Annotated in this window: 16 protein-coding genes; 10 read left to right on the top strand and 6 right to left on the bottom strand. The window is 52.3% G+C overall.

All coding sequences use genetic code 11. From position 1 onward, the window contains the following. Window positions 1-7 precede the first annotated feature (7 nt). Window positions 8-1441, top strand: a complete 1434-nt coding sequence (uhpT, locus tag KSO86_RS03915) for a hexose-6-phosphate:phosphate antiporter UhpT (protein ID WP_216378844.1) — start codon at window positions 8-10, stop codon at window positions 1439-1441. A 1-nt stretch (window position 1442) separates the two neighbouring features. Continuing rightward, window positions 1443-2225, top strand: a complete 783-nt coding sequence (locus tag KSO86_RS03910) for an inositol monophosphatase family protein (protein ID WP_216378845.1) — start codon at window positions 1443-1445, stop codon at window positions 2223-2225. Window positions 2226-2326: 101 nt separating this feature from the next. Here KSO86_RS03910 and KSO86_RS03905 read toward each other — a convergent pair whose 3' ends face one another. The 3 genes from KSO86_RS03905 to proC form a co-directional block, all read right to left on the bottom strand. Further along, complete coding sequence (locus KSO86_RS03905) at window positions 2327-4153, bottom strand: AMP-dependent synthetase/ligase (protein ID WP_216378846.1); 1827 nt, start codon at window positions 4151-4153, stop codon at window positions 2327-2329. 162 nt (window positions 4154-4315) lie between these two features. Further along, window positions 4316-6991: a valine--tRNA ligase gene (gene valS, locus KSO86_RS03900; protein ID WP_216378847.1), complete on the bottom strand. Its 2676-nt coding sequence runs from the start codon at window positions 6989-6991 to the stop codon at window positions 4316-4318. Window positions 6992-7063: 72 nt separating this feature from the next. Beyond that, a complete protein-coding gene (proC, locus tag KSO86_RS03895; protein WP_216378848.1) occupies window positions 7064-7861 on the bottom strand; it encodes a pyrroline-5-carboxylate reductase in 798 nt (265 codons plus the stop codon). Between the two features lie 322 nt (window positions 7862-8183). On the opposite strand from proC, the gene KSO86_RS03890 reads away from it, so the two are divergent. Then, window positions 8184-8921, top strand: coding sequence for an HNH endonuclease family protein (locus KSO86_RS03890; RefSeq protein WP_216378849.1), 738 nt, complete (start codon window positions 8184-8186; stop codon window positions 8919-8921). Between the two features lie 138 nt (window positions 8922-9059). Here the strand turns inward: KSO86_RS03890 and KSO86_RS03885 are convergent, their stop codons facing one another. Next, entirely contained in the window at window positions 9060-9257 is a 198-nt protein-coding gene (locus KSO86_RS03885) for a hypothetical protein (RefSeq protein WP_216378850.1), read from the bottom strand. 52 nt (window positions 9258-9309) lie between these two features. Between KSO86_RS03885 and KSO86_RS03880 the strand changes: the two genes are divergently transcribed. Genes KSO86_RS03880 through KSO86_RS03870 form a run of 3 tightly spaced genes read left to right on the top strand, consistent with a single transcriptional unit; the run spans window position 9310 to window position 10074 of the window. Then, complete coding sequence (locus tag KSO86_RS03880; protein WP_216378851.1) at window positions 9310-9504, top strand: hypothetical protein; 195 nt, start codon at window positions 9310-9312, stop codon at window positions 9502-9504. A gap of 41 nt (window positions 9505-9545) precedes the next feature. Continuing rightward, window positions 9546-9770: a hypothetical protein gene (locus tag KSO86_RS03875; RefSeq protein ID WP_216378852.1), complete on the top strand. Its 225-nt coding sequence runs from the start codon at window positions 9546-9548 to the stop codon at window positions 9768-9770. A 37-nt stretch (window positions 9771-9807) separates the two neighbouring features. After that, window positions 9808-10074 carry a hypothetical protein gene (locus KSO86_RS03870; protein ID WP_216378853.1) on the top strand — a complete coding sequence of 89 codons (267 nt, stop codon included), beginning with the start codon at window positions 9808-9810 and terminating at the stop codon, window positions 10072-10074. Window positions 10075-10147: 73 nt separating this feature from the next. Here the strand turns inward: KSO86_RS03870 and KSO86_RS03865 are convergent, their stop codons facing one another. Beyond that, window positions 10148-11809 carry an amino acid ABC transporter ATP-binding/permease protein gene (locus KSO86_RS03865; RefSeq protein WP_216378854.1) on the bottom strand — a complete coding sequence of 554 codons (1662 nt, stop codon included), beginning with the start codon at window positions 11807-11809 and terminating at the stop codon, window positions 10148-10150. Then, window positions 11806-13506, bottom strand: a complete 1701-nt coding sequence (locus KSO86_RS03860) for an ABC transporter ATP-binding protein/permease (RefSeq protein ID WP_366493428.1) — start codon at window positions 13504-13506, stop codon at window positions 11806-11808. Before KSO86_RS03860 ends, KSO86_RS03865 begins: the two co-directional genes overlap by 4 nt. 503 nt (window positions 13507-14009) lie before the next feature. On the opposite strand from KSO86_RS03860, the gene ileS reads away from it, so the two are divergent. From ileS to dhaL, 4 genes are read left to right on the top strand one after another with little or no spacing between them, the layout of a single operon-like run. Next, a complete protein-coding gene (gene ileS, locus KSO86_RS03855; RefSeq protein WP_216378855.1) occupies window positions 14010-17192 on the top strand; it encodes an isoleucine--tRNA ligase in 3183 nt (1060 codons plus the stop codon). Then, the gene (locus tag KSO86_RS03850) at window positions 17193-18710 is read left to right on the top strand and encodes a bifunctional folylpolyglutamate synthase/dihydrofolate synthase (RefSeq protein ID WP_216378856.1); all 1518 of its coding nucleotides are present in this window, start codon (window positions 17193-17195) and stop codon (window positions 18708-18710) included. It begins immediately after the preceding gene. Window positions 18711-18714: 4 nt separating this feature from the next. Continuing rightward, window positions 18715-19125, top strand: coding sequence for a nucleoside-diphosphate kinase (ndk, locus tag KSO86_RS03845; protein ID WP_216378857.1), 411 nt, complete (start codon window positions 18715-18717; stop codon window positions 19123-19125). Next, window positions 19125-19733, top strand: a complete 609-nt coding sequence (gene dhaL, locus KSO86_RS03840; RefSeq protein ID WP_216379065.1) for a dihydroxyacetone kinase subunit DhaL — start codon at window positions 19125-19127, stop codon at window positions 19731-19733. Before ndk ends, dhaL begins: the two co-directional genes overlap by 1 nt. Window positions 19734-19737 lie beyond the last annotated feature (4 nt).

Below are 19737 nucleotides of genomic sequence, written 5' to 3'. Positions count from 1 at the left end.
GGGCCAGATGAAGAATCGAAGTCTATTTGCTATCAATCGATTGCCACGTTCTGGTGAAACCCTGGCAGTACAGCGAAAACGCTGGCTGGCAGAGTTTATGAAAGTATACTCGGTGCTGGTTATTGGGTACGGTGCTTTTTATTTGTTACGAACAAATTTCAAAGCAGCTCAGCCAGAGCTCATCACCCAGGCTGGTTTTTCAACCACAGAGCTAGGTCTCATTGGTTTTGCCTTTTCGTTAACCTACGGATTTGGAGGCTTATTCTTAGGGTTTTATTTCGACGGCAAAAATACTAAAAAAGCGCTTAGTTTCTTAGTCACATCTGCTGGTATTCTTGCAGTTATTATTGGCATCGTTCTGATGACTATGAGGCATCCATATGGATTCCTGATCTTGTTATGGTCAATCAATGGCTTATTCCAAGCTCCGGGCGGACCTTGCTCGAATTCGACAATGAATCGATGGACACCACGAAAGCTACGCGGAAGATTTATTGGATGGTGGAATGCTTCCCATAATCTGGGTGCGATGATAGCAGGCATACTTGCGGTTTGGGGAGCTAATACATTCTTTGGTGGATCTGTAGCAGGTATGTTTATCGTTCCTGGTCTCGTCGCTATCCCAATCGGAATTTGGGGATTCTTCTTCGGCAAGGATGATCCAGCAGAGCTTGGTTGGGAGACGGCCGAAGAAATTTTTGATGAGCCCAAAGCACAGGTCGACGTCGTCGCTACACAGATGACTAAGGGGCAGATTCTGATCGAATACGTCCTGAAGAACCCTGCAGTATGGCTATTGTGCATAGCAAATGTTGCTGCGTATACCGTACGAATTGGCATTGATAACTGGAATGTTCTCTACGCACAAACGGAATTAGGCTTCTCACAATATACCGCTGTTAATACAACATTTGCTCTCGAAATTGGCGGCTTGTTGGGATCGCTATTGTGGGGCTATTTCTCAGACAAGCTGGGTGGCCGCCGCGCTCTGACTGCAGCCATTGGAATCGCGTTGGTGATTCTGCCAATTTGGATCTACTCTCAGGCAACGACGGCTCCAGTGGTCTATGGTGCATTGTTCTTTATCGGTTTCCTTATCTTTGGTCCAGTGACGCTGATCGGTATTTGTGTAATTGGTTTTGCACCCAAGAACGCCACGGTTGTCGTGAATGCTGTACCACGAGCTTTCGGCTACGTATTTGGAGACTCAATGGCAAAAGTTCTCCTTGGCCGCATTGCAGACCCACAAAAAGAAGGCCTTACAATACTCGGTCATGTCTTCCATGGGTGGGAATCAACGTTTACAGTCTTGATGATTTCTGCTGTTGCCGGGTTGATTTGCTTGGCTTTCGTTGCAGTATTTGAGGAGCGTATGCTTCGTAAAGATAGGCAATTCCTTGCTGCACAATCGTCAGATAACAATAATGAATCGGAGAAGTAAGATGAGTGGTGTAAAAAGTTATGAAGAGCTACTAGGATACGCTGAGAAAATTGTCGTCGAAGCATGCGAAGTAGCATTGAATCCCGGTATCGATCTTAAAGTAGCTACTAAATCGAATCGGAATGATCTCGTAACTGCAGTCGACAAAAAGGTAGAAGAGATCATTGCGCGAAAGCTTGCTGATGTAACAGACTATCCGCTTTTAGGCGAAGAAAACCATAGTATCGATTCTTTCGACGGGCGAGTTTGGGTACTTGATCCGATTGACGGCACGATGAATTACGTTGAGACACATCGAGATTATGCGATCTCGTTAGCTCTGTGCGAGGACGGAGTGCCAGTATTGGGCGTGGTGGCTGACGTTGTTGGCAGTAAAATCTACACCGCAATACGCGGAGGAGGTGCACGTTGCAACGGAAAAGAGCTCCCAAAGGTAGACCCGGAGAGGCCTTATTCGGAGGCAGTTGTTATCACTGACCTGAAAGAAATGAATGCGTTGCCACGTCTGATTGAAGTTCTCAAAGACTCGCGTGGACATCGGCGTTATGGATCCGCAGCTCTGGAATTGGTCGAAGTAGCATCTTCACGTGCTGGAGCATTTGTTCACCTGTGGGTGTCCCCATGGGATATCGCGGCCGCTATGTTGATCTGTCAAGAAACAGGTGCGTTAGTTACTCGATTAGACGGAACTCCATTGGATGTTCGGCATAAGGGTTCTATCCTTGCAGGCTGGCCGACAGTCCATTCGGGAATCCACGATCGACTAATCGTCCAAGCTATGTAATGCTAGATCGTTTTTGCTGACTTGCGCCTATTGTCTCCAAAATAAGGGCACGCGCTGGACAATGTCCAGCGCGTGCCCAAGTCACTAAATACGAGCTTCGATCAATCGCCGTAGATCTCGTGAATGTAATCTGCGAATTCTTCCAACACTACATTGCGTCGGACCTTCAACGACGGCGTTAAGTATCCGTTACCCACAGTGAAATCTGTAGGAAGAATAGTGAACTTACGGATAGACTCCGCACGTGAAACTCGCTCATTGACTCGCTTTATTGCGCGGTCAACAGCAGCTATTACCTGTGGATCGCTAATAGCATCGGCAACTGTCATTGACGGTAAGTTGTGGTTCATAAGCCACTGTGGCAAAGCCTCGGCGTCCAACGTTATCAACGCTCCAATAAATGGTTTCTTGTCGCCAACAACAACGACCTGTGAAATCAGCGGGTGAGAACGAAGCCGATCTTCCAACACAGCCGGCGCAACATTCTTTCCACCTGCGGTGACAATCAGTTCCTTCTTGCGTCCGGTAATCCATACGAAGTCATCTTCATCGATTCGCCCAATATCGCCGGTACGGAACCAGCCGTCGTCCGTAAACGCAGCAGCCGTAGCTTCGGGATCGTTGTGGTAACGCTGAAAGACGTGGTCACCCTTGATGAGAATTTCGTCGTCGTCGGCAGTCTTAACGTAACAGCCAGGGTAGGGCAGGCCAACTGACCCAATGCGCATATAGTTTGATCGGTTGACTGTTGTTGGTGCGGAAGTCTCAGTTAAACCATAACCTTCCAACACGGTAAGCCCGATGCCGCGGAAGAACGAGCCAAGCCGTTCGCCCAGCGGTGCGCCCCCGGAAATGGCGTAGCGCAGCTTGCCACCAGTGATCTCCCGCAACTTCGAATAAACGAGCTTGTCGCCCAGCCGATGCTGTGCCGTGAGCTTTGCTGACGGGCCTTTAGCAGTTCCTTGTGCTCGTGAATAGTTAATTGCGACCTTAGCAAACGTACGGAATAGCCGCAGTTTGACGCCTTTACCAGCTTTAGAGTCGGCCGAGTTGTAAATCTTTTCGAAGATGCGTGGCACTGCCAAGATGAAAGTTGGCTTGAACGACTGCATATCAGCTACGAGATTCTTCGTGCCACAGTATCCAACAGTGGCGTTACCAATCATTGCGACCAGGTTAATGAATCGAGCAAAGACGTGCGCTTGTGGTAAGAATAGAAGTGTGCGGGATCCTTTATATGAGATGACGCTAGTCAAACCCTCATCAGTCGGTCCGTTCAAGGCAACATGCAATACATTACGATGCGAGAGCTCCGCGCCCTTAGGCCGTCCAGTTGTTCCAGAAGTATAGATAATAGTCCACAGATCATCCGCGTGGATCGCATCGATACGCTCATCAATAATGTGATCGTCCTCGATATTTCCGCGAGCAGAGATTCTCCCTTGGGCGTCATCGTTGATCACGAAAGCGTCTTCAAAATGGTCAAACTTTGCCAAAATTGGTGCGAGAACGTTGTACATTCCCTGGTTTTCCACGATCGCAAAGCGGATGTGTGCGTCTTGGATAATCCATTCTGCTTGTGCAGTCGACGAGGTCTCATAAATCGGGATAGCATGAGCGCCCGCGAATTGAATCGCAAAGTCGAACAGCGTCCATTCGTATGACGTGTGGGCCATAATCGCGATGCAATCGCCGGGCTGTACACCCATGGCGATAAAGCCACGCGCTAAGGAGCGTACCTCTTCGATGAGCTGATGCCATGTGACGGGCACCCAGTTGTTGCCGAGATTTGACTTGCGTTCAATAACGACGTGCTTGGATCGCTCCTCGCCATAGCGCCGAATAGTGGACGGGACGGTCATATTATCGGATATTTTTACTAGACCAGGAATGAATGCTACGCCTTCGTCTTCAATATACTTGCTCACGGAGGTCCTCCTTCAGGAACGCTTAACCATTCCTACGATACCGTAAGTTTTTGTGAAGGGGGAGGATATTGCGTGTGTTGCGTGCGACGCACATAGCCATATTATGGCACGAGCCCGGCACGATGTAACGTCAATGCCGGGCTCGTATTTGAAGAGAAAAGTTTACTTCTTCTTTGGCTCTGGTTCAGCTAGGTCGTAAGCCGTCACAGTCGGTGTTTCCACATCGCTTGTTTCGACGACGAACTGGCCATCTACGTGAGCGGCCGCAACAATATCGGAGCTAACCGCAGCAATCTTCGCCGCGTCGAGTTCCGGAACTGTCAGCGTGACAGTGTGGAACGAGGTACGCTGTGAGACCTTGTTTTCCGACTTAATTTTGCGCAGCGCTGCCAACGCTTGACTTGCAACGTGTAAGGTAGCTGGATCGGCATCACCAGAAGCTTGAGCCAATGGAACAATCGATGGCCACTGTGCACGATGAACAGATCCAGTGCGATACCATGACCAGACCTCCTCAGCTGCGTATGGCAGGATCGGAGCGAATAAACGAACGAACGTATCCACTGCAAGGTTCAACGCAACACGTGCAGAGCGTACTGCATCGGTATGGCCAGCGGCAGCATACTTTCCGTCCCGGTCATATGCGCGATCCTTAACAAGCTCGAGGTAGTCATCGCAGAAAGTCCAGAAACACGTTTCGGAGATTTCAAGTGCTCGAGTGTGATCGTAGTTCTCGAATGCTTGAGTTGCTTGTTCAACCACGTGAGCAAGCTCAGCCAGCATAGCGCGGTCGAGCGGTTCGGTGACCGCAGAAGAATCGAGATCGACCTTCACGCCAGCGCCGCCCATCTGCAACGCAAACTTCGAAGCATTAAGAAGCTTCATCGCCAAGCGACGACCAATCTTCATCTGCTGCTCATCGAAAGCTGCATCAGTACCCAAGCGTGCCGAAGCCGCCCAATAGCGAACCGCGTCCGAACCATGCTTTTCTAGCAGACCCATCGGGGTCACAACGTTACCCTTGGACTTACTCATCTTCTTACGGTCCGGATCCAAGATCCAGCCTGAGATAGCAGCATGCTTCCATGGGACGTCATCAAATTCGAGATGGGCACGAACCATAGTGGAGAAGAGCCAGGTACGAATAATGTCCTGGCCCTGTGGGCGAACATCCATCGGGTAAACCTTGGCGAATAAATCTTCGTCAGTTAACCAGCCGCCGGCAATTTCCGGGGTGAGAGATGAGGTAGCCCAAGTATCCATAATGTCAACTTCGCCAACGAAGCCGCCAGCCTGGCCACGCTGCTCAGCAGCGAACCCTTCTGGAACATCGGTGGTTGGATCGATCGGGAGCTGGTCGATAGACGGAACGATAACGTCGTCGTAATCAACATCGCCAGCTTCAGTGACACGGTACCACAATGGCAACGGAACGCCGAAGAAACGCTGACGGGACACGAGCCAGTCAGTGTTCAAACCTTCAACCCAGTTATTGTAGCGAACCCGCATAAAGTCAGGATGGAAAGCAACTTCTTCACCGCGAGCCAAGAGGTTATCGCGCAGATCCTTGCCGTTGGAATCCTCATGCGGGCGACCGCCGTTGCGGATGTACCACTGTCGGGAGGTGACGATTTCGAGTGGCTTATCGCCCTTTTCGAAGAAGTTCGTCATACGAGTGGTTGGCTTTGGTTCACCAAGCATTTCGCCGGTTTCCGCCAACTTTTCGACAAGTGCTTTACGAGCAGAGAATGTGGTCTTGCCAGCCATCGCTTCGTACATCGAAACGCCTGCCGGGGTAGTGATCCACTCTGGGGTCTCGTTCAGCAAGCGGCCATCTTTGCCAAGCACCGAGCGCATTGGCAGCGCCAGCTCGCGCCACCAGACGACGTCGGTAACATCGCCAAACGTACAGCACATCGCAATTCCCGCACCCTTGTCCATCTCTGCCTGTGGATGAGGTAGGACTGGAATTTCGACGCCGAAGACTGGCGAGGTAACAGTTGTGCCGAACAATTCTTGGTAGCGTTCATCGTCTGGGTGAGCAATAAGTGCTACACAAGCCGGCAGTAATTCTGGACGGGTAGTTTCGATAACGACGTCGTCACCGCCGTCGGTACGATGGAACGCAAGTGAATGGTATGCGCCAGGGTATTCGCGGGCTTCCAATTCAGCCTGGGCAACTGCGGTCTGGAAGGTAATATCCCACAGACCCGGGGCTTGTGCCTGGTAGGCTTCGCCACGTTCAAGATTCTTAATGAAAGCAGCCTGGGCAACCTTTTGTGCCTTAGAACCAATGGTTTGGTAATTCTGCTCCCAGTCGACTGACAGGCCAAGATGACGCCACAACGCTTCAAACTGCTGTTCGTCCTCTTGGGTTAGCTTCCAACACAACTCGATAAAGTTTGGTCGGGAAATAGGCATCTGGTCAGCGAACTTGATCGACTTGCCATCACCACCATCATGCGGCGGCACAAAATTTGGTACGTATAGCAACGACGGATCAACGCGCACACCATAATAGTTTTGTACCCGGCGTTCTGTTGGTAGGCCGTTGTCATCCCAGCCCATCGGGTAGAAGACATTCATCCCCTGCATACGCTTGTAGCGGGCAACTGTATCTGTATGGGTATAGCTGAACACGTGGCCCACGTGTAGCGAACCAGAAACAGTTGGTGGTGGGGTGTCAATCGAGTAGACCTGGGTACGCGAAGTTTCCCGGTCGAAGCGGTAAGTGCCGTTCTCGGCCCAAGCCTTACCCCAACGATCTTCTAGACCTTCGAGCGATGCCTTGTCCGGAACCTCGGTGTTATCGAGCAATGCGGAATTATTTTCAGTCATGGTTCTATTGTTCCACGTTTTGGCATTCTCATGCCTTGGTCTGCACGGTGGCAGGTGTCACGTTGGCCTGCTTTACTCTTTATCACGCGCGACCGCAGCGCGTACGCCGGCGATGACAGCAGGGGAGAATCCGGCGTCTTCCATGGCAAGTAATCCAGCAATAGTCGTGCCGCCGGGTGAGGTAACGCGATCTACTAGTTCGGCCGGGACAGCAGTATCGAGTGAATCGAGAACCATACGGGCAGAACCAAGGACGGCTTGAGCGGCGCACCGTACGGCTTCGCGCTTCGTCATCCCTTCCGCGAGCGCGGCACGTGCCAACGCATCAATATAGGTGTATGTCCAGGCTGGAGAACAGCCGGCGATTGCTGAAAATGCGGAGAAGAGTTCTTCAGGAATATCTGCTACTTGTCCGATGGCTTCAAACATCGTCCATACCTGGCGGGCGGCTGATTCAGTGACGTACTTATTCGCGCATAGTCCAGTCATGGATTGACGGATGTGTGCATTAACATTTGGCATGGCGCGCACAGTCGGCTGGCCTGCTGGCAAATGCTCAGCGAGATCCGCGAGCGATACCCCCGCCGCCACCGAAACAATGATGGTGTCAGGAGAAAGGTGCGGGCTAATCTCGTCAAGAATACTAGCAACCAGATATGGCTTGACTGCTAGGACGAGGATGTGGCTGGCTCGTGCTACCTCACTGTTATCGATAGTGAAACTGGCTTGGAGATCGGTAGCTAGTTGGTTACCGGCGTCGGCATTGCGCCGCGAAAAAATTATGTCACCACCGGGCGTACCGGAAGAGACCAGGCCGTGCATAATTGCGCTGGCCATCGAACCAGCACCGATAAAACCAAGAGTTGTCATGGGATTAAGTTTAACAGTGCCGCGAGTAAACAGAAGGTGTCCACTAATCTTGGTAAAAGTGCAAACCTTGGCGATATACGCCTAGGTTTGCACTATTACCCAGTTTTGCCGACAGCCACAGAATTGCAGATGGACAAAAATTCCATAGTCGGGCTAATGCCGAATATTTCGCGCAAAAGCCGGACACACTTTCGACGCGTGCATTTAACTAGATAATCGCCTATTAGCCCCGAAACACCTATTGGTTCTAACGATGTCGTACTCGATCCAGGCTCCCTAGGCATATGATTTGTGTGTTTGAACCACTAGGTAAGGGGAATATATGTTTACTCGTTTAGTTCTTTCAGCCGCGCTTAGCCTTGCGCCAGTAGGCATTGCCAACGCAGTGCCTAACGATGACTTAGCGCCTCGTGCGTCGCAGGCCTTGACTTTCCTTGAAACAGGACTGTCACAAGATATACCAGATCCCCATAACGGGCTTGGATACACCGGGAATAGGACAAAATTATTTGGCACTCCATGGAAAGACATGGATCACAATCAGTGCGATACTCGAAATGATATTCTTGCGCGAGATCTTACGAACGTTGATTTTTCTCCCCGTCCGGGTGTCCAAACCAGAGAACAAGGTATTGGTCAGGGTGTCAGGAAGTGTAAGAACGCAACCGTTTACAGCGGCACACTTGAAGATCCGTACACTGGACAGACGATTCAATTTGACCGTGCAAAAAATGCGAGCAAGGTGCAAATTGACCACGTGATACCGCTCGGCTATGCATATCGACATGGAGCGTGGAAACTAGCACAAGAAGGTAAGAAGAAGCTATTGGAAGAGTTCGCCAATGACCCAATCAATCTTGTAGCTGTTGAACAACGAGCGAATATCGTAAAATCCGATAAAGGTCCAGCAGAATGGATGCCTGACAATACTTCTTACCGGTGCGAATATGCGGTGAGGATGAGCGAAGTTTTACAGAAGTATAACTCTGTTGGTTTTACTCTAGGAGATCAAGATAAAAAGAGCTTAATTCATACCTTACAAACAGAATGCGGACTGTAAAGACGCCTCGATAGACCTGAGTTAGGTATATGCACAAAATCTCGCCCCACGTGACGATAGTGCTCTATATGGGCCTACCGTGTCGCTGGGCGAGATTTTGTGTTAGGGAGAATGCCGGCTGGCTAGAACGCCGGGTGGCTAACGAACCGGCGTGATGACTTCACCGCGGTCAAAACTATAGACCTGGTCAGCCTGTTCGGTGTGAGAAAGCCGGTGGGTGACTTCTATGATGGTGACCAGCAGTTGGGCTAAGTGCTCGCGGATTCGCGCGTCCAGCTCAACATTCAAATTCGCGGAGAACTCATCAAGAACCAACACAGTGATTGAAACGCCCACGGGCATTTCAACAGTTACACATATAACTCCAAACGGGTCTCAGAGTGTCGCCGTGCTCAAATCTCCTTCTAACGGAGATAGATATAGTGTAAAAACCGATATCCCGTCAGGCTATGAATGGCAACATACAAGCACGGGTAGCCTTCTGCTTACGAACGTGGTTTACGGAAAGACGATTGCAACAATGAATGCTCCTTGGGCAATTGACTTTGATGCAGTGTATCCTATTGCGGCTGATCCTGAGTAAGGAGCGTACTTCGGTTTGTACTGCGGAAATAGCGAGTTTCTTTGTTGGTTTTTGCAAAGGTGCCTGTTGCTGCAGCAAAAATCTATAATCTTGTTCAAAAATCACCGCTAGCTCTAAAAGCATGGCATAAAATCAACAGAGTGAGTGAATGTGTTCGAGGCATTAGAGATTGGGTGAACGATGAGAAAATTGTTGCCGCCGCTGCAGTTAAAGCATTTTTCACCACGTTAGGCCCTGATACCAAAAAGCTTATTTTCAAATCTTAGGTACTGCATCCTGTGCCCATTTATTAGGAGTCATATAATGTGGATTATAGTTACTTCAGTAGTGGTAATTCTGTTAGCTACCGCTGGAATCTCTTATACTGATTCTTCATTGACTGCGCAACGAAACCCACTGATTTCTCGAGAACGTCACCTCTTGTTATGGTATTCGACGTTTGCCCAATACTTTATCCTGCTGGTTATTACGAAACCGGAAAGATTCTTCACTTTCATAGTTGTCTCACTAATGTTTCTCGCGGTTCAACTACTAGCTTCGCAACTAGGGAAGAAATTTCCGCAAGTCTAGTAAGCGATGAGGGGTGGGGCAGTTCTGAATCTAATTATTGACTATAGCGATCGAACTGCTCCACACCATTCCTTTAGTTGAAACTCACTACCTGGTCAGCCTGTTCGGTATGGGAAAGCCGGTGGGTGACTTCTATGATGGTGACCGGCAGTTGGGCTAAGTGCTCGCGGATTCGCGCGTCCAGCTCAACGTTCAAATTCGCGGAGAACTCATCAAGAACCAACACATCAGGATGCATAATCAATGCCCGCGCCAAACCGAGTCGCTGCGCCTGCCCGCCAGAAAGCTGGGTGCCATCTTGACCGGTGCGGGTTTCTAATCCATCGGGCATGGCACGCACTTCGTCAGCCAATTCTGCCATTTCTAGGGCTGCCCAGACTTCCTCATCGGTGGCGTTTGGGGCGCCGAGACGAACGTTGTCCGCAATTGTGGTGTCCAGAATTTGATTCTTTTGGGTCACGAGCACCACGTGGGAGCGCAGCTCATCGAGTCGGATATCGCGTACTGGCACACCGTTGATGAGGATATCGCCAGCAGTTGGATCGTCGAAACGCAGCAACAATTGCGCGGCAGTCGTCTTTCCAGAACCAGAATGACCCACGAAAACTGTGTGCGAGCCACGCGGAACCTTCACGTTGATGTCCTTCAACGCTGCCTCACTATTATCGGCTGTTTGCGGATAACGGTAGGTGACGTTGCGCCATTCGATCATTGCGTCTTCATCGGACGACGTCGGGAAGTCGCGTTCGCCGTCGGCCACACCATAATCGCTGTGGGCAATCGTCCAGATCCGTCGTGCGGAGGCGAAGGAAGCGTCGAGTGCGCCAATAGCGTCCTCCACGCCTTTCGGGCCTTCAAATAGACGTAACGCGCCGGCTGCGAGTGCTACGGTGAGCGCTGGTTCTAGCCCGCTGGCGTAGCCAACAAACGCGATGCCGATAACCGAAAGAGCCGATAGCGAAATGTTGAGTCCGCGGCGCAATCCACGGAAGAGAGCGGGACGGCGCGTGTCAGCTGTCACGATGCCAGCAAGATGATTCATCTGGTCGAGACGTTCAGCTTCAAGGCCATAACCAACAACTTCCTCGGCGCCGAACACCGAATCAGTGACGTGCGAGACGAGGTCGGCGCGATGTGCGAGCTGAGTGGAGGTTGCGCTAAACGATTCGCGTGCTCCTAGCCACGGCACGAGCGTCATTGCTAACAGGTAGCAGATAGCTGGTGGCAGCACCACGAGCCAGGAGATGTTCATTCCCAAGGATAGGAAGAAAATCGGTGGGACAACGAGCGCCGAAACTACGGGCGCGAATGTGTGCGCATAGACCACTTCGATCCGGTCCACGTCGCGGGTCAGCGATGCCAACAAATCGCCGGAGCGGGTTTGAGTGCTGATCATTGGGGCTTGTGGCCAGAGCTTGGAGAAGGCGTAGCCGCGCAGTAGCTCCAGCGCCTTGAATGCCACGAAATGTCCAAGGAACTGTTCGAGGTAGTAGGCGAGAGCTTTCGTAACTGCCACGATCACGATGCCACCGAGGTGGAACCCGATTGGTTGCCCGGCAAGCGCGTTCATGACCGTCCAGCCGGCCCACGCGAACAATACGATGTCGAGCGACAGATTCAGGAACCGGAAGAACGTGGAGAACAAGAGTGGGGTGTGAACTGGCCGAGTGATGCCAGTGAGCCATCGCAGCAGCTCCCGATTCGATGGTTGAGTTAATGGCGCGGTGCGATTCATGAACGTACTCCTTGGGAAACAGTGCCGTTAGTGACGGTGTAAACCTGGTTGGCGATGCGAAGCAGTGCACGGCGATGGGTAACCATAACAACTGTTAGATCGGAACCAATATCGGCGATGGCATCAATGATGTGTGTTTCGGATTCTGGATCCACGTGTGAGGTGGGTTCGTCTAAGAAGAGGATGTCGCGTCCGGAGAGGAAGGCGCGGGCCAGCGAGATTCGTTGGGCTTGGCCGCCCGATAGGCGTGAGCCGCGTTCGCCAACATCAGTATGTAAACCGTCGGGCATGCGACGGATGTCGTGGGCAACGTGGGCGCGTTCGAGGGCATTCCACATGTCTTCTTCGGTGGCGTCTTGGCGTACCAGCCGGAGGTTGTCGGCAATAGTTCCGGTAAATAGCCATGTGGTTTGCGAAACGGAGGCGGCCAGTTTGCGGATATTGGCGGGGGTGAGGTGGTGCAGTTCCTGACCGGAGATGACGATGGATCCGTCTTGGAGTGGCAGTGAGCCTTTGAGTAGACCAAGTAGCGTTGATTTTCCGGCGCCGGACGGGCCGACGATTCCAATTTTTTCGCCGTTATCGACGACGACGTTGGCTCCATGCAGAACCTCGCCGCGACCGTAATCGTAGCTGACGTTCGATACCTGGATGCGGTGGTTATCAGCTGGTGTCTCAGTGGTGGGAGCTTCGCCGATTGCTGGGGTGGCGGTGGGCTCGGGATGCGATTGCAGGTAGCGCTTGATGGCGCGTTGTGCCGCGATTCCGCCCATGCCGATATAAAAGAATCCGGCGACTTGGCTGAGCGGTTCGAGGAATAGGACAAGGAGGAAGAGCGTGCTGACAGCGCCTGTTACGTCGACGCGTCCGGCGTCGATACCCCAGGATATGAGGAGAACGGACCAGCAGACGAAAACGAGTGAGAAGACGCCGTCAAGCACAATGATGACGATCTGGTTTCCGGCCAAGATTTTCATGATTGCGCGGCGGTTCTTTTCGCCTTGGGCGCGCAGTGTTGTTTCCAGGCGCGATCCGGCTCCGAAAAGTCGGACCGCAGTGAGATTGCGAATCGCGTCGAGATATTGGGTGGTGAGCTTGGCACGCTCGGCGCGCGAACGCGCGGAAACACCGCGGAAAAGCCGTAAAAATCCGCCAACAAGAAGTGGCACAACTGGAATCGATAGTGCCATTCCTAGGCCTAGGTGCCAATCGACGCCAATGGTTATGTAGATGACTAGCAGAACCGGGGTGAATAGCGCGGCGAGAGTCGAACCGAGGTATTGCTGACGGAAATCAGTCAGGCGCTCTGCATTGTCGGTCATCAGCTGAATGAGCTTTGCCGATGAGAACGCATCTGAATCGTCTTGTGGTAACGATTTGGCGGTGAAGATTCGTGACAGTATCCGATGACGGATACGTTTTTCTTCGGCTCGTGCTTGGGCGATGCCGGATGTGACTTCGAGGATGCCGAAGGCTCCGGCGGCTAACGCAAAGACTACCGCGATAATGAACCATGGTGTCCAGGGCTGTACCCCAACAAGGTATGGGCCAAGTGTGTTTGCCGTGGCGATAAGTGCGGCAGCTACGCACAGCTCAACGAAAATTCGCATAAGTGCGGTATAGCGAGTTCCTCGTTTCCCGGCTGCAGATATGACCTGCACCGCGGGGTCGGATGTTCGGCGTCGGGATCTTGACACAGTATTTCTCCAAGTAGTAACAACAGTATCTCGGTACTAAGGGTAGCCTGACTTTAGTGCTGAACTCTAGGTATGCTGACTAAAGCTCCTTGGGAGGTTAGAGACAGGTAGTTAATGTTTGGTAAGGGAATCCTGATCTCATGAGCATGGTTATGCGACATAATGGAGGTGTTGTGTCGCACGACGGAAAAACATGGTGTATCTCACGCAAGGTATTTCACGTATCGTTCTGTAGAAATGCCCGAGATCATTGATTAAGCTAGGTAGATGCAATGATCCGGCAATCACCGGGGAGCATTCGGAAGAACGGCTTCGGCAACGATGCCTATTAGAACCGAACGGATGGGTCCGTCATCGCCCCTAACGAGTGGCCACGCCTAGGCTCCGCCGTCGAACCTGTTTCGATTGGCGAAAACAAGGTTTGGCAAGCGAGGTGGTACCGCGCAAACGCCCCAACGTGGCTATGCGTCCTCGCCTGACCGAACACTATGAGGAGTTCCTACATGGGCGAGCCAACATCGAGCCGTTATCCACTCCACCGCACAGATGATGTGGTGGCTTCACCGAATTTCCCACACCTCGAAGAAGATATTCTTACCTACTGGGAAAAAGATGAAACCTTCCAGGCGTCCATTGATCAGCGTGAAGGTCGCGAATTCGTTTTCTACGATGGACCTCCTTTTGCTAACGGTCTGCCACACTACGGCCACCTGCTCACCGGATATGTCAAGGATCTTGTTGCCCGCTACCAGACCCAGCGCGGCAACCGCGTTGAGCGTGTTTTCGGTTGGGACACCCACGGTCTACCGGCCGAACTCGAAGCTGAGCGGATCCTCGGAATCGAAGACAAGTCCGAAATCGAAAAAATCGGTATCGAGAAGTTCAATGATGCCTGCCGTGGCTCGGTCATGAAGTACGCCTCGGAGTGGAAAGAATACGTCACCCGTCAAGCACGCTGGGTGAATTTCGACGGCGGTTACAAGACCCTCGATCCAACCTTCATGGAATCCGTGATCTGGTCCTTCAAGTCCCTTTACGATAAGGGCCTCGTGTACGAAGGCTACCGCGTGTTGCCATACTGCTGGAACGATCAGACCCCGCTGTCCAACCACGAGTTGAAGATGGACGACGACGTCTACCAAGACCGCCAAGATCAGACAGTCACCGTCGGCTTGCGCATGGAAACAGGCGAGCTTGCACTAATTTGGACCACTACACCATGGACGTTGCCATCTAACCTTGCTATTACCGTTGGCCCAGACATCGATTACGTCGTCGTCGAACCAACTGAAGGCGATCTCGCTGGCGAACACGTCATCATCGGAAAAGAACGCCTGAGCGCATACGCCAAAGAGCTCGGCGAAGAACCGCGCATCATCAAGGAAGTCAAAGGACGTGACCTCGAAGGTCTACGTTATGAACCAATCTTCGACTACTACACCCGAGATTCCGAGAAGCCAGGGCCCAACGCCTGGAAGATTTGCCTAGCAGACTACGTCACCACTGAAGATGGTACCGGCTTGGTCCACACCGCACCATACGGTGAAGACGATATGTTCGTCCTCTCCGCAGCTGGCGTGAACGTCATCGAAACCGTGGATGTTGGCGGAAAATTCTTCGACGTCGTCTCCGACTACGCCGGAATGCACGTGTTCGATGCTAACCGACCAATCATCAACGACCTGCGTGACGCAACTGGTCCAATCGCGCGTCGTGACCCATCCGTGCGCGCCGTGCTGGTTCAGGAAAAGTCATACGTCCACTCCTACCCACACTGCTGGCGCTGCCGTAAACCACTGATCTACAAGCCAGTAACCTCATGGTTTGTGGCCGTCACCAAGTTCCGTGACCGCATGGTCGAACTCAACCAGGACATCACCTGGCAGCCTGAGCACATTAAGGACGGCATCTTCGGACACTGGCTCGAAGGCGCTCGCGACTGGTCGATTTCCCGTAACCGTTTCTGGGGAACACCAATCCCAGTATGGAAGTCTGATGATCCAACGTATCCGCGTATTGACGTCTACGGCTCGTTTGAAGAACTCGAACGCGACTTTGGCCGGTTGCCACGCGGACGCGACGGCGAACCAAACCTGCATCGCCCATTCATCGATGAATTAACCCGGCCAAACCCAGACGATCCAACCGGAAAGTCCACCATGCGTCGCGTCACTGACATCCTCGACGTCTGGTTCGATTCGGGTTCGATGCCGTACGCCCAAGTCCACTATCCATTCGATAACCACGACTGGTTCGAATCGCACTACCCGGGCGATTTCATCGTCGAATACATTGGTCAAACCCGTGGCTGGTTCTACGTCATGCATGCGTTGGCAACAGCATTGTTCGATAAGCCGGCGTTTACCTCATGTATTTCTCACGGTATCGTGCTGGGTAATGACGGCCGAAAGGCGTCCAAGTCGCTCCGTAACTATCCAGACCCGATGGAGATGTTTAACTCCTACGGCTCGGACGCGGTGCGCTGGATGCTCATGAGTTCACCAGTGCTACGCGGCGGAAACCTCGTCGTTGACGAAGCCGGTATCCGTGAGGCTATGCGTCACGTGATTTTGCCGTTGTGGAATACTTGGTATTTCTATGCGTTGTACGCCGGAACGGTCGACGGCGGTAAGGGTTACGTCTCGCATGGGCTGACGAGCGAGCCAACTGATGTGATGGATCGCTACCTGCTGTCTCGTACATCGATGTTGGTCTCTGACGTTCGCCAGTCTCTTGACGGCCTCGATATCCCAGCCGCAACCCAAGCGGTACGTGCCTACCTTGACTTGCTGACCAACTGGTATGTGCGCACCTCGCGTGATCGGTTCTGGAATGAGGACAAGGCTGCGTTCGATACTCTCTACACCGTGCTCGAAACGCTGATGCGCGTAGTGGCACCGATGCTGCCGTTGGTCTCCGAAGAAATTTGGCGTGGCCTGACTGGCGGTCGGTCTGTTCATTTGACTGACTATCCAGAGGCTGGGGAAGTCGACGACGATCTAGTAGCCGTCATGGACGAGGTGCGTGACGTTGTTTCGGCCGCTCATTCCTTGCGAAAGGCTCACAAGTTGCGGGTACGCCAACCGTTGCGGGCACTGACCGTGGTCACAGATCTCGATTTGGCACCGTACGCTGAGCTCATCAAGGGTGAAGTCAACGTGAAGGAAGTCAAGATCCAGTCAGCTGCTGAATCTGGACTAGAAGTATCTACTGATCTTGCAGTGCTTCCACGTGAGCTGGATCCATCGGTTCGTAAGTTTACCTCGGCGTTGTTCAAGGCTGCTAAGACCGGTCAGTGGGAGCGCACCGAAACGGGCGTTCGGATGCTGATTGAGCCGCCAGTTGAGCTAACTCCGGAACAATACGAAATGACCACATCGGTCAGTGCCGAAGAAGGCTCAGTCGCGATGGTCTTGGCTTCCGGAGCGTTCGTTGTTCTCGATACTGTCCTGGATGACGAGCTGGAGGCTGAAGGATATGCGCGTGACGTGATTCGTGCAGTCCAGGATCAGCGTAAAGCGGAAGACCTGCACGTGGCAGACCGCATCCGGCTAGTATTAACTGTTCCCGAAGAGCATCGGGCAGCGGTAGAGACTCATCGTGAGATGATTAGCGCTGAAACATTAGCAGTAGAATCAGAAGTATTAACCGGTGAATTTGCGGTTCAGGTAGAAAAGGTGAACTAAATGAATGACGCTATGGATTCGGCTCCGACGCCGGACGAGATTGACGAAACGGGCGAAGCATTAGCTGCCTTGTTTGCCTCCCCATTGTTTGCGGGGCCGGATCCAAGCGTCGTTTCCGATATTAAAGATGAGGACGAACGCGAAACTGCCCAATGGGTAGAAGACGCCGAACTCCAAGAACGGGTACGAGAAATCTATCTGTCCATTGTGGCCCGGGCACCCGAGCATAAGATACAGCCTTCGCTTGATCGAGTTCGGCGTGCATTAGACCTGATGGGGAATCCGCAAAATTCGTTCCGGGTTATTCACATCACCGGAACGAATGGAAAAACCTCAACTGCGCGTATGGTGGAAGCCTTGTTGCGTGAGCGTGGCTTGCGTACCGGGCGCTTTACCTCGCCACACTTGAACTCTGTGCGGGAACGGATATCTATCGATGGGATGGCGATTAGCGCTACTGACTTCGTCCAAACATGGGAAGACGTAGCACCGTTTATCGAGATGGTGGACACCGAGTCGCTTGCCCAAGATGGACCGCGAATGTCCTTCTTCGAAGTCTTCACTGTGATGGCGTATTCTGCGTTTGCAATGGCACCCGTGGACGTCGCCGTCGTCGAAGTTGGAATGGGTGGACGTTGGGATGCCACCAACGTGATCGATGCTGACGTTGCGATGATCATGCCGATCGCACACGACCATGAAAAATGGTTAGGGCATGACCTCACGGATATTGCATTCGAGAAGCTCGGGATCGTCAAGCCCGGAACTATCATGATTTTGGCCCCGCAAGATCCAGAAGTACGTGCGATGGCATACGAGCACGCTCATCGAGTACACGCAACCCTGATCGATAATTTCGAGGTAATCAGTCATGAAGCTGCCGTTGGCGGCCAGCTGATATCGTTACGTACCCCGGCAGCTGTTTACGAAGATATTCCACTCGCCATGCTAGGTGCCTATCAGGCGCAAAACGCGGCAGCTGCACTCACCGCAGTGGAAGCATTTTTTGGTGGTGCAGCTATTCCTGGTGACATCGTTGAACACGCGTTAATGTCAACAAGCTCGCCTGGTCGGCTCGAAGTAGTTAAGTCGTCACCACTGATTATTGTGGATGCTGCGCACAATCCGGCTGGTGCCAAAGTCACCCGAGAAGGTCTCGAAGAATATTTCCCCGGGCCACGAGTTGCAGTCTTTAGCGCAATGGCTGATAAAGACGTAGAAGGCATTCTTACTGAGCTGGAGCCAGTATTCCACACTATTGTGGTGACTGAAATGGCTGGCGACCGAGCCATGGATATTGATGATTTGACTGAGATTGCCACCGATATTTTTGGTGAAGATCGAGTACGAGTGGTAGGCGAACTGCTTGATGCTATCGCCACCGCCGCGGACATTGCTGAAACCGTTGACCCAGACGCGATAGCGCCAGCCTCGGTGACTGTTCTCGGTTCAATCATGCTTGGTGGACAAGCGCGTGCGCTTCTCGGTGCCGGACCAGTGGATATCGAGTTAGACTAGCATCATGAAACAAACAACTCTCATTTTAGTTAAGCCCGACGGCGTACGTCGTGGCCTCGTTGGACAAATCTTGGCTCGTATCGAAGCTAAGGGTTACACAATTGAAGATGTGCGTATGCTTACTGCTACTGAACAACAGCTAGCAGCTCACTACCATGAACTTGTTGACAAACCATTTTATCCGAGCATCGTCGAATATATGACGTCCGGTCCGATCATCGCGGCCCTTGTCAGCGGTTATCGTGTTATCGAAGGCGTTCGTTCACTCAGTGGAGCAACCGACCCAACAACAGCAGCCCCCGGAACAATCCGTGGTGATTTCGGCTGTGATACCGGAACTGATTCAATCGAAAACCTGATCCATTCATCTGATTCGGTACAATCTGCCGAACACGAAACGAGTGTGTGGTTTTAATGTGGGCACGGCAATGGGGATACCGAATAGCTGAGCTTATTAAAGACAACCGTGAATCCCTGATCGAATTAGACCGTCAGATTGGCGATGCTGATCATGGCGAGAATCTGGATCGGGGTTTTCGGGCCGTTGTCGAATATTTAGATGCTCACGCAGATCCCCACGCAGAGGATGTTCTGCGTGGCATTGGGATGACGTTGATTTCCAACGTCGGTGGAGCTGCCGGACCGCTATACGGGTCAGCTTTTATTCGGATGGCTGATGTTGCCAATGACGAACTCACGCCAGCAACACTAGCCGCGATGTTAGACCGGGCAGTTGCAGCCATTCAAGGGCGCGGACATGCGCAGGCACACGAAAAAACGATGCTCGATGTCTGGCTACCGGTATCTGATGCCGTCAACACTGCCGTTGATGAAGGCGCCGACTTAGTGGCTTCAGCACAGCTTATGACCGAGACCGCGCACACCGCGGCGCAAAATACGATACCGATGGTTGCCACCAAGGGACGTGCCTCATACCTCGGTGAGCGTACCATTGGACATCTTGACCCAGGAGCCGCTTCCACACAGCTCATTCTCCAAGCATTACGGGAATGTGTAAGCTAATAAC

The organism is Arcanobacterium phocae (assembly GCF_018913465.1).
Lineage (GTDB): Bacteria > Actinomycetota > Actinomycetes > Actinomycetales > Actinomycetaceae > Arcanobacterium > Arcanobacterium phocae_A.
This window is presented reverse-complemented; position numbering and strand designations above follow the sequence as displayed.

Excerpts from the sequence above, each read along its gene's own strand:
- uhpT (WP_216378844.1), top strand. The coding sequence starts at position 8 with ATGAAGAATCGAAGTCTATTTGCTATCAATCGATTGCCACGTTCTGGT.
- KSO86_RS03910 (WP_216378845.1), top strand. The coding sequence starts at position 1,443 with ATGAGTGGTGTAAAAAGTTATGAAGAGCTACTAGGATACGCTGAGAAA.
- valS (WP_216378847.1), bottom strand. The coding sequence starts at position 6,991 with ATGACTGAAAATAATTCCGCATTGCTCGATAACACCGAGGTTCCGGAC.
- proC (WP_216378848.1), bottom strand. The coding sequence starts at position 7,861 with ATGACAACTCTTGGTTTTATCGGTGCTGGTTCGATGGCCAGCGCAATT.
- KSO86_RS03890 (WP_216378849.1), top strand. The coding sequence starts at position 8,184 with ATGTTTACTCGTTTAGTTCTTTCAGCCGCGCTTAGCCTTGCGCCAGTA.
- KSO86_RS03870 (WP_216378853.1), top strand. The coding sequence starts at position 9,808 with ATGTGGATTATAGTTACTTCAGTAGTGGTAATTCTGTTAGCTACCGCT.
- KSO86_RS03865 (WP_216378854.1), bottom strand. The coding sequence starts at position 11,809 with ATGAATCGCACCGCGCCATTAACTCAACCATCGAATCGGGAGCTGCTG.
- ileS (WP_216378855.1), top strand. The coding sequence starts at position 14,010 with ATGGGCGAGCCAACATCGAGCCGTTATCCACTCCACCGCACAGATGAT.
- KSO86_RS03850 (WP_216378856.1), top strand. The coding sequence starts at position 17,193 with ATGAATGACGCTATGGATTCGGCTCCGACGCCGGACGAGATTGACGAA.
- ndk (WP_216378857.1), top strand. The coding sequence starts at position 18,715 with ATGAAACAAACAACTCTCATTTTAGTTAAGCCCGACGGCGTACGTCGT.
- dhaL (WP_216379065.1), top strand. The coding sequence starts at position 19,125 with ATGTGGGCACGGCAATGGGGATACCGAATAGCTGAGCTTATTAAAGAC.